This window comes from Coprococcus sp. RTP21281st1_F1_RTP21281_210402, assembly GCF_040915325.1.
GTDB lineage: Bacteria > Bacillota > Clostridia > Lachnospirales > Lachnospiraceae > Coprococcus > Coprococcus aceti.
In genome coordinates this window covers 53,272-64,791 of the sequence record NZ_JBCPDQ010000013.1, presented here as the reverse complement: position 1 = coordinate 64,791, position 11,520 = coordinate 53,272, and the positions used below count along the sequence as shown (strand labels likewise).

Annotated in this window: 5 protein-coding genes; all 5 read right to left on the bottom strand. The window is 47.2% G+C overall.

Annotated features, from left to right (window positions below; genetic code table 11):
- Positions 1–7 precede the first annotated feature (7 nt).
- Entirely contained in the window at positions 8–1,387 is a 1,380-nt protein-coding gene (locus tag AB5150_RS14535) for an aminopeptidase (protein ID WP_022216893.1), read from the bottom strand.
- A gap of 15 nt (positions 1,388–1,402) precedes the next feature.
- Entirely contained in the window at positions 1,403–3,073 is a 1,671-nt protein-coding gene (locus AB5150_RS14530) for a hypothetical protein (protein ID WP_055223398.1), read from the bottom strand.
- On the bottom strand, positions 3,060–3,785 hold the full coding sequence (locus tag AB5150_RS14525) for an ABC transporter ATP-binding protein (protein ID WP_022216895.1): 726 nt from the start codon (positions 3,783–3,785) through the stop codon (positions 3,060–3,062). The genes AB5150_RS14530 and AB5150_RS14525 overlap by 14 nt, the downstream gene beginning before the upstream one ends.
- Before the next feature lie 68 nt (positions 3,786–3,853).
- Positions 3,854–7,696: a helicase-exonuclease AddAB subunit AddA gene (addA, locus tag AB5150_RS14520; protein WP_349093174.1), complete on the bottom strand. Its 3,843-nt coding sequence runs from the start codon at positions 7,694–7,696 to the stop codon at positions 3,854–3,856.
- Positions 7,697–7,700: 4 nt separating this feature from the next.
- Positions 7,701–11,405, bottom strand: a complete 3,705-nt coding sequence (locus AB5150_RS14515; protein ID WP_349093173.1) for a PD-(D/E)XK nuclease family protein — start codon at positions 11,403–11,405, stop codon at positions 7,701–7,703.
- Between the last annotated feature and the right edge of the window lie 115 nt (positions 11,406–11,520).

Genomic DNA, 11,520 nt, shown 5'->3' with positions numbered 1-11,520 from the left:
TCCGCTCCTACGCCTCTTTGAGGAATGCAACATATCCTTTCTTGGTCTCATATATATCTGCCTTGGATGTCACTTCCCATGGTGCATGCATGTTGAGTACAGCCACGCCACAGTCTATTACCTCCATACCATACAGTGAAAGTATATATGCGATGGTTCCGCCGCCACCGACATCTACCTTGCCGAGCTCGGCTGTCTGGTATGTGATCTCCGCATCATCCATGATCTTTCTTATAGCCGCCATGTATTCTGCATTTGCGTCATTTGATCCTGACTTTCCTCTTGATCCTGTGAACTTGTTAAATACCATTCCTTCACCGAAGATAGCCGCATTCTTCTTGTCAAATGCTGACTCAAATGTAGGATCAAAGCCCGCAGATACATCCGATGACAGCATCCTTGACGATGCAAGACATCTTCTGAGTGAGATCTCTGAGAAGCCACCCATGGCGTTCATGATCTCAGCTACAGTATTCTCAAAGAAGTGTGACTGCATTCCTGTTGCTCCAACACTTCCTATCTCCTCCTTGTCAGTGAGCAGACAGCAGGTCGTCTTCTCCGGATCGTCAGCCTCAAGCATGGCGACAAGGGATGTGTATGCACACACTCTGTCGTCCTGGCCATATGCCATGATCATACTCTCGTCTATACCGCAGTTCCTTGCCTTTCCTGCAGGAACGATCTCGAGCTCTGCTGAGAGGAAATCCTCCTCCTTCATATCGTACTTCTTCTCAAGGAGCGCAAGTACAGCTTCCTTTACAGCCTCCTTCTCCTTGCCCTCAAGCGGTCTGCTTGCAAACAGTATGTCAAGCTGCTCTCCCTCTATCACTGAATCCGCTCTCTTCTTGAGCTGCTCCTGAGAGAGATGTATGAGAAGATCTGTAACACAGAATACCGGATCATTCTTGTCCTCTCCTATGTTCACTGTCATAACGTCACCATTTGTCTTTGCAACAACACCGTGTATGGCAAGTGGGAGTGTTACCCACTGATACTTCTTGATTCCGCCGTAATAGTGAGTGTCGAGATATGCAAATCCGCCCTTCTCATAAAGCGGATTCTGCTTCACATCCATTCGAGGGGAATCAATGTGTGCACCGAGTATGTTCATGCCCTTCTCAAGCTTCTTCTTTCCTATATTGAACATGGCGACCGTCTTGTTCATCCACACGGCATACACTTTATCTCCAGCTGCAAGGCTCTCCTTGTTCTTAATGATCTTCTTCAGATCTCTGTAGCCGTGATCCTCTGCCTGTCTGACGATCTCTTTAACGCATTCTCTCTCTGTCTTGCCATTGTCAAGGAATTCCCTGTAGTCCTTACACAGGCTCTCCAGCTCCTTTATCTCATCCTTCTTGTATTTGTTCCACGCATTTTTCTGTGCCATTTTCATTGCCTCCTGTTAATAACTGTACACATCAGTGTCTATATTCCACGCACTCCTGCGCATAGTAATACTGCGCAGGATAACGAGTATAGCTCCCATTATTATAAAGAAAATAATATATACTGCATATGACGGGATCATTGTAAACTTGAAAACAAGATATCCTGCCACACACAAAACAATTGCTATAACAATTGCAATAGCCATATTAAAGAATGCATTCAGATTGCCTCTGAGCGCACCGTATTCATCCTCCCAGTCAAGCTTCGGATGTGTTGAATCGAGAAGCACACCTGTGTATGTGCAAATGCCCGAGCCGAGGATTCCCAGCACAACATAATACACACTGTCTATAACACTACACTCCATATATATACAGAGGATAACCGTGGTAACCGCGATCGTCACTCCGCTGAACAGCATGCTAACCCAGACCTTTGCGCGGATCTGGAGATCATATGTCATCGGGATGTGCTTTATAAATGATATATGGCTTCCCTCTCTGGTGAACGCCGTGGATGCGATACTGTTCATCGCTGTTGCAAAGAATGCCAGGGCGATGACCGCAACCAGCATGACCATGTCAGCCAGGAAAAGCCCTCTTCCAAATGTGTCTCTGAATGCCCTGATCGAATCCGCAGTTGCAGGTATATTGAACAATGCCACAACGAGTATCGGCCATATCAGGTTGACCACAACGCAATACTTCCTGTATGCCGGAGTCCTCACCAGTGTCTTTATCTCCTTTGCCATATATGATCTGAACGGTGTCTTTATGGCAAAGTCCTGCAGCCCGACAACTTCCTTCTGGCGGCGTCCTGACCTTCCGGTGGATGACACAAGGTATACGCCCCTGAGGTACAGCAGATTTCCAAGGAAAAACAGAAGTGCCACACAGCCAGCGTTCACAAGCACAAAGAGCAACATATACACGATGTTGTTACTGCCCAATGCCTTCAGGAACAGCGGAACCGTGAAAAATATATTGTTCATTACCTTTATGAATATATTGTCACCATTTTTAAGGCTGTCTATGTAATTATTTATATTCACAGAGTCCATCTGTGCAAATGACCATATGAAAAGGCCTGCAAACACTACAACCGCAAGTCCCACCATGAAGTCCACATTTCTGAGCAGTTTGAGTCTGCTGAAAAACGCCATGACTATCAGTGCAAATATACCACAGTACACCAGCGGCAGAACCGGAAGTAAAAATACGCCAAGTAATGAGGTTATCACGGATACCGGCTTTATCTCTGCGGCTACAAAGTAACCGATAAATCCACAGAAGAGAACCATAAACTCCATGACGCTCTCGGCAAAATATGCGTGTGTAAACTTGGCGGCCACAAGCTCTGCCGGTTTCACAGGCAGCGGCAGTAAATGATCAAGATCAGATGAAAAATAAAGCAGATTGAATATGACCATTATACTGAATATAACGCCGAACACCGACATGAGCTGGATAACGAGGTTGAGTCCCTCTGTACAGCCTCCCGCCTCCATGAGTGCTGCAGTCATTATGTAAACTATAAATCCCACAACGATACAGCACGGGATCATGATACAGCACATGGCGATGATTCCCATGACCTTATATGCCTTTGCCTTGTCCCCATGCTCCGGCATCTCCATATCATTATTCCTGCTTATCATACTGAGCAATATCCTAAAATTCTTCATGCGTCATCTCCACAAATATCTCTTCAAGAGATTTGTTCCTGTGCTGTGTCTCAAGCTCATCCAGAGTTCCCTGGTATATATCCTTTCCCTTTCTTATCATGATTATCTTGTCGCAGAGCTTCTCTGCAACCTCGAGAACATGTGTTGAAAAGAATACACAGTTTCCTGCGTCGGCATGTTCACGCATCATTTTCTTGAGCTCATATGCCGCATTCGGATCAAGTCCCGTCATAGGCTCGTCGAGTATCCATACAGGTGGATTGTGCACAAGCGCAGCTATGACCATCATCTTCTGGCGCATACCGTGGGAATAGCTGACCATCTGTCTGTTCAGGCTGTCCTCCATACCAAAGCGTTCAGCCATCTGCTCTATCCTCTGCTTTCTCTCGGTGGTCGATACTCCATATATATCAGCGATGAAATTGACATACTCAAGTCCCGTAAGTCTGAGAAATATATCAGGATTGTCGGCTATATAACCCATGGACTGCTTGGCCTCCATCGGCTTTTCTCTCATATCGAAACCATTTATCTTTACTCTGCCCTCCGTCGGCATAAGTATACCTGTCAGCATCTTGATGGTAGTTGTCTTACCCGCACCATTCTGTCCAACAAATCCTACTATCTCACCCTTGTGTATATGGAAACTGAGATCATCAACTGATACAATGTCTCCGCCATACACCTTCTTAAGATTCTCCGCTATTATCATGCGCATGTCCTTTCATCACTATATCGTTTTTGCATACCCGGTCTTATTATATCAATTCAGCGTACGGTTTACAAGTTTACCGTTGTATCAAGACAGAATGAATATATGACCTTCTCCTTAACCTTCATGCCGGTGAGCTGTTCAAGCACATCGGCGTATTTGTCGAGCTGGACATGGTATCTCTTAACCAGCTCCGACGCATCCTTCACGCTGTCTGTCTTGTAATCCAGAAGAACTATGCCGCCATCCTCCTCGAAGTAGGCATCTATGATTCCCTGTACAACTATCGTCTCGTCTCCGCAGTCCTTAAGTGAGCCCATTATTTCTCCGGGCTTCATCATCATGTAGAACTGTCTCTCACGGTACAGTCTGTCCGACTTGCCCGCAGCCGCCATGCGCTGTCCTATCTCACTGTGTATCATCTTATATATCTTCTTTGGTCTTATCCGCTCTCTATACAGCTCATCAAATAACCCAAGCTCAAACACTCTGTCGACATCCTTCTCTGCATCCGCAACAGTTTTCCCTGAGAAGTCTGCAAGCTCCATGATCTTGTGATAAATGTTTCCTATCTCATTTCCATGGACTATCCTCTCCTCACTCATGAATGCTGGGATTGGGACCTCACTTCTGGCACTGTACTCCCTGCTGGTTAGGATATCCGGTGTAATGGCATCCTCACCGTGCGCCTGAAGTCTTTTTATCTCGGTTATGGACATCTTGCTCTTAAGCCCCGAATGTCTGTAGCCATACCTGAATTCCAGTCCGTTCTTCACATGGTCATAAAGTTCTTTGTCGAGCTTCGCTTCAGAGGCTTCCACTGTCATATTTTCTGCTTCATCCTGATCAGTCTCAGGAGACATAAAGCTGTCGGCCTCCACCTCGATGCTCTTCACATGATCGCACTCTCCCACATATCTGAGCGCGGTATATATCCAGGCGGCATAGCCATTTGCTTTCATGATAGATGCATAATTCATCCTGTCTCCGATTATATACATATCACAGGCTGCCTTGAATTTATCTGCATCCTTCACGCACCCGGTCATGTACAACTTTTCCTTTGCCCTGGTTAACGCCACATACAGGACTCTCATCTCCTCGGCATAGGTCTCCGCAACGATATTCTTACTCATTATCCGCTTGAAAAATGTCATTCTTCTGGCTCTTGTTCTGAGGTCGACCTGGTCGCACGCCAGATAATGATCCTGGTGGACAAGCACATTTGATCTGGTGTCCATCAGATTAAACTCCTTGCCGAGCCCAGACACAAATACAACAGGGAACTCCAGTCCCTTGCTCTTGTGCATGGTCATGACTCGGACGACGTCCTCATTCTCACTGACCACATCAGCCTCTGCAAAATCCAGATCATTTGTCTTGAGCTCATCAACATATCGGATGAAGTTGAACACGCCCTTGCTGTTCTCCTCGAAATCATCCGCCTTCTTGATGAGCATGTCGATATTCGCCTGGCGTCTTCTTCCCATCGGTCTGGCACCGACAAACCAGTAAAATCCGGTGGTGTCCAGCACGTATCTTATTATGTCGCTTATGGACATATAATTTTTATTCTTCTTGAGATAGTCAAGCATGCGGAGGAATTCCCACAGTCTGTCCACAGCGTGTTTTTTCTCGCCCACATGGGTGTCCATATAATCTATGACCTTGTCATAAAGTCTGGCGTTCCAGTCCGTGCCGTTCTTCTCGTATCTGCTGCGGTATTCACCCACTATAACCGCAAGCTCCTCCTCATCAAGGCCCACCAGTGGCGACCTTAAGACAGCAGCCAGGTCGTAATCCACGTAGCTGTTATCAACTATGGAGAGCATGCTGACCAGTGTCCGTATCTCAGCAGCATCAAAGTAGCCACTCTCACTCTCAATATACAGAGGTATGCCCTTCTCCTGAAATACCCTGTCAAATATGGTGGATGCTGTGGACACACTTCTAAGCAGTATGACGATATCCTTATATCTGACAGGTCTCCTGTCAGCACCACTTCCAACATACAGAGGTTCACTTCCGTCAACAATATCACGTATCTTACCGGCGATATAATTCGCCTCAACCTCAGGATTGCCATACTCCTCAGATACATCCGCTTCTCTCATATTGTTGTCTATGAGTATGAACTCTGATACAGGGCCATGATCCACGTCATCCGGCTCCTTCATCCCTTCTCCGTCACTTATGGCAAATCTGGAATTGAGCTTTGCGCCCTCATCGTACTCTATGTCTCCTAGCTCTCGCCTCATGAGCTGGGCAAATATTGAGTTCACCGTCTTTAACACATTTATCTCACTTCGGAAGTTTCTGGTCAGCAGTATGCTGTTGCCATCTATGTCCGGGTCCGCTATGTCAGCATCACCCAGCCTGCGGTAGCTGTCATACTTCTCTATGAACAGATCCGGTCTCGCCATTCTGAATCTGTATATGCTCTGCTTAACATCGCCGACCATGAATGTGTTGTGGATATCCTCACCGTGTCCCGACACACTTGCCAGAATGTATTCCTGCAGAAAGTTACTGTCCTGATACTCATCTATAAGTATCTCCCTGTACCGCCTTGAGACTTCCTTTCCAATCTCTGAAGGGACAGCCCTGCCATCCTCTATTCCATCGCAAAGTATCCTGAACGCGAACTCCTCTATGTCGTGGAACTCGAACATATTCTTGTCCATCTTGACCTTCATCAGCTCATCCATATAAAGCCCGGTGAGCTTCAAAAGTGATGATATCACTGGCTCAGTCATGGCTGCCTGCCTCAGAATGTCATCCACATCCAGGACGACCGAAACTATGTCGTCTATGATCGACTTATACACATCCCGCCTTGATTTGACAAATTCCTTCTTCTCCGGGTCAGCTCCACCGCCCGGGTTCACAAATCTGTCAAATGCATAGCATATACTCCGGCCCTGGGCATCCTTCTCCATCTTGAGTCCCTCCGGTCTCAATGACGATCTGTATATATCTCTGAGTTCAAACAGGTCAACATGCAGGTCGTCTTCCCCGCCACAGCTTCTGAGCATGTGTGTTATCAACTCAACATCCTTATCCACACGGAGTCCGTACGCCTCAAGGCCATACGCCTCCGTTGCATATTTCTGGCACTCCCTGACCATATCATCCGCAGTTCTGAGCATCATGTACACCCTGTCCGCAAATGTTCTGACCATCGGAAGCCCCATGACTTCTCTTCTCTTCTCCTCCTCAGTGGATGATGTATCCACGACAAATTTCATGGCATCCGCCGCCTGCGCAAGCCATTTTTTCGGCTCCGGATAGCTGGATATAACCTTTATTATCCTCTCAACGATATCCGGCACGGCACTGTCACTCTCATTTCTCGCAAACGTCATTATCAGCCTGTCGAAACCGGGCACGACCGATTCATCCTCATAGCACATCTCCATGACCTGATCCATCACGTCGCGCTTTATGATCTTCATCTCCGTGTCGTCCGCTATGCCAAATGCACAGTCAAGCTCCACCCTCGCAAAGTATTCCTTCACTATCCTAAGGCAAAAGCTGTCTATGGTGCAGATGTCAGCATGGTTGATCAATGTCATCTGCTTTATAAGATGCTCGTCATATTCGCCCTTCGCCATCATCTCATCTATCTTTTTCTGCAGTGCCTGTCCTATCTTCTCCTTCATCTGGGCCGCTGCCGCATTTGTAAATGTAACGACAAGAAGCTCATCCACAGATACCGGCTCGCTTCCCTCTATTCTGTCACCACGCGAATTTCTTCCGGCCACCATCTCTATGATACGCTCCACGAGCACCGCCGTCTTACCTGACCCCGCCGCTGCAGATACAAGAAGATTGCCATGCCTTGTGTCGATGACATGCGCCTGCTGGTCTGTCCACTTTATTCCATTGTCAGTCTTCATATCTTTTCCCATGTCATCATTCCTCACTTATCTCTATATCGAACTCAGCAGCTCTCTTCACTATCTGTTCAGACAGTTCCCTCAGCTCCTCAAGATGCGCCCTCTCCTCCGCAAGCTTCCTGCCGGTGCTCTCGAGAGTATCCCTCATCTTCTGTGTTGCCTTATCGCCGCGGTCATCTACCTTCTTCTTTGCATCCTCATACTTTTTCCGGGCGCTGTCACATGACTTAACGGCCTTCTCCATATCGCTCCTGACCTTCTTGTATTCAGTCTTGATATTCTTTATATCCTCAGCTTTGCGGTTGTAATTTTCCGCCTCGCCCCTATAGATCCTGGAGTATGAATTGCCTGAATACTTGCTGTCAAATGCACATATGCCCTTAAAATCACAGTATTTGCACGCATTTGCCTTGCCCTCATTGACCGGATTTATCTCGATGCTTCCCTCGGCTATACTGCCGGCAAGCCTCTCTATGTTCCTGCGGTTCGCCTCCATGAGATCTGTTATAAGAGTCTCCTCAAGGCTCTGTCCGTTCTTGAGTGTCGCTGAGCTGTTGTCCATGACCTTCAGCGCCCTGTTATCTCCATTGTACAGGCCTGAATATCTGGACTCCTCAAGTATCTTCTTCTCGAAGGTGTCCACAAGCACTCCCCCGAACACCTCGTCATCAGCCGCAAATCCCATGCCGTCATCAGTGTATCTGATCTTATCTCCCATTGCCGTCACGTCACATGCCGGATTGTCAAAGGTATAATACAGAAGTCCGCCCACATGTATACCACCAGGTCTTCCAAGCTGTGCCATCCTGCGCTTTTCAAGCTCGCAGGCTATGGCACCGTATGTCACAAGCTGCATCTGGAGTCCTCCGAGCACCTTGTCTATATCCAGCTTCTTATCAGATGACTTGTAATCTATAATCTTGAAATAAGCATCCCTGTCATCCGTAAATTCATCTATTCTGTCTATAACTCCCTTGAGGCTCATCGTGAGTCCATTTGGAAGGTTGAATATATATCTGTCTATGTTGTCTGCATTTTCCGATGTGTTGAACCGCCGCTCAAAATTCTCCGGGTCCATCTCCCCACATCTGATAAATGTGCGGAGCGTCCTGGCTGTCCTCGATGCAACATCCGCCAGAAGCTTTTTCATGTATGCCGCTCTTGAAGAATCCTCAAAGTACAGCCCGGCTTCATCCTCCGCAGATTCATTTGCAAATTCCACCGCCTTCTGTTCCAGCTCCGCCTCGTCCAGATGTACCCAGTCGTTGTCCCTGAACATCCTGACAAATGAGAATATCTTCTCCATGGTGCTGTGAAGTATATTACCAACATTTGCAGCGCCTATCCTGTATGTCTCCCTCTCTCTGAGCGAAAGTCCGTATGTCAGGAAATACTTGAACTGGCACTCAGCATACCGCTCAAGCTTGGACACACTCTCCACCAGATTCTCTCCATATATAAGGCGTACAGTATCTGGAGACAGATTTTTTGACGAGTTAACATAATTCTGCCCGAAATTGATCGATCTGAGCTGTCTGCCATATCCCATCTTCGAAAGCAGTTTTCTGACAGCGTCCAACGTCTCCCCGGCTTCAACGTCATCAGAATGTCTGATGATGTATCTGAGCGCTCCCGCCGCAGTCTCCGGCATCTGACCGTCCACATCATACTCCTCCGTCCGTATATCCGGGAATATATTCTTTATCCTGTCTATCAGGTATGACGGCTTCATGGACTTGAGATCCTCTCCGATCTTTCGGCACAGCACATAGATCATATCCGATGCCTTGGTGAGCGTGGTGTATATATAGAACTGTTCTATATACGCATTTGTCTTATCTGATGGAGCCAGCTCTATACCGTAGTCCTCAAGACTCTGGCGGTCTGCACCGGAGAGTATCCTGCCCTTCTTGGCCGGTTTCGGAATTATGCCTTCGTTCACTCCCGCCATGAACAGCACCTTTATATGGTTGAGCCTTGATCTCGTCATATCGCCGACCACCACGCGGTCTATAGTCGGAGGCACTATACCGATCTCCATATCCGCTATGCCTGCATCCAGGATTCCCGCATATTCTTTTACGGTAAGCTTCTCATCGCCGATTATAGCCTCCATCTTCTCAAACAGGGCAACAACCTTGTCAAATATCCTTCCGTATGCATCTCCCTCATCCCATCTCTCCTGCTCATACAGCACTTTCTTATGAGCCTCAAGCTTACCGCACACATCAAGCTGCGCAAGGAAGCTGTAAAGAGATTCCGTATATGTTCTCACTGTGTTCTTGGAGCCAGGGCTTGCCGGCTTCCACACATCGATACATTTGTCCGGGAAAAGCTCCATGATCTGGGCTCTTATAGACTCCATGTCTGCCGCATAGTCAGGATTCCTGTCATCGGTTATCTCCTTCGTCCAGCTCCTGTAACCCCTGAGATTCCTGAGAAGCACATAGTTCTCCATCCTCTCAATGTCGTCCTGATCCACACCGGTCATTCCTGACTTTAACAGTCTGAACACGCTGTCAAATGAGAAGTTGTCCGTCATCACACCGAGGAAAGCGCTTATGGTGTCTGAGCACGGATCTCCCTTAAGAGATATATTTGCATCTATGAACACAGGGATATCGTATTCCTCCATCGCCTGACGGTAATACCTTGCCACATCCTGCAGATCACCCGCAACCACGGCTATATCCTTATAACGGTATCCCTTGTCCCTGACAAGCTCTCGTATTCTTCCCGCTATATACTCAGCCTCGTCTGCCGCCCTGTCCACAGCGACCACATGTATGTCTCCGTCATCGCCTGTGACTCTGCCATGGGGGTATCTGAACAGATTGGCCTCAAGTCCTGCAAGCTCCTTGCTTTTCTCGAATCTGTACGGTCTGCGATCCTGACACATAACGACATTATCCAGTATGTCCACCTGCTCATCACCCGCCATTTTCACAAGCGCCTGCATAGTCTCCTTGGTGAGTCTGAACAGCTCGTACTCCTTCGGCTTTGTGAAGCCTATCTGCGACGCATCTATCGTAAATACAAATATCATGCTCTCAACGCGTGTCATGAGCTTCCTGATAAGATCCATCTGTACCGGTGTAAATCCTGTGAATCCGTCAAGATACAGATGGCTGTGTGCCAGCATATCCGACCTGTCCACGCATTCAGCCAGCAATTCAATGAGCTGCTCCGCAACTATATAGCTGCCATCCCTGTTGTACTCCTCAAATCTCTTATATATAAGCCTGATGTCATGCATTTTTCTGTATACCAGACTGTCCTTATCCAGCTTGTCCATGACTGCGTCGATCGAATCCCTGTCAACCGCATACTGGAACAACTCAGACATCATGGATTTCATCTCATCTATAAAGCCCATCTTGTTGATATAGCTTCCATAAACAAGAAGCTCGTCCTGTGACTCCATAAGTATCTTCTTGATGAGCATGCTCTTTCCAAAGTCCTCCAGAACCCTTCCCGGATTCACTGACAGCTCATCGAATACCCGGTACGCAAGCCTGTTGAAGCCTATGGCATCTATGTTCATTGTTCCATGCCTCGGATGCATGGTCACTATATCTCTCTGCGCCTCCATGGAGAACTGCTCTGGAACCACATACAAATAATTCAGGTCTCCGTGAGCCATCGACTCCTCTATCAGCTTCTTTATCACATATTCTGTTTTTCCTGAACCGGCGGGTCCCAGTACAAACTGTATTGCCATCTGTATTCTCCTTACACCTCAATATACTGTTATCTATGCTGTTTTTTCATCTGCTAATAATTTTCTCATAAAATCGCTCTCTTGTGAATAAAATATATAAAAAACAGGGAGAGCA

Coding starts and splice junctions, on each gene's coding strand:
- AB5150_RS14535 (WP_022216893.1), bottom strand. CDS start 1,387: ATGGCACAGAAAAATGCGTGGAACAAATACAAGAAGGATGAGATAAAG.
- AB5150_RS14530 (WP_055223398.1), bottom strand. CDS start 3,073: ATGAAGAATTTTAGGATATTGCTCAGTATGATAAGCAGGAATAATGAT.
- AB5150_RS14525 (WP_022216895.1), bottom strand. CDS start 3,785: ATGATAATAGCGGAGAATCTTAAGAAGGTGTATGGCGGAGACATTGTA.
- addA (WP_349093174.1), bottom strand. CDS start 7,696: ATGGGAAAAGATATGAAGACTGACAATGGAATAAAGTGGACAGACCAG.
- AB5150_RS14515 (WP_349093173.1), bottom strand. CDS start 11,405: ATGGCAATACAGTTTGTACTGGGACCCGCCGGTTCAGGAAAAACAGAA.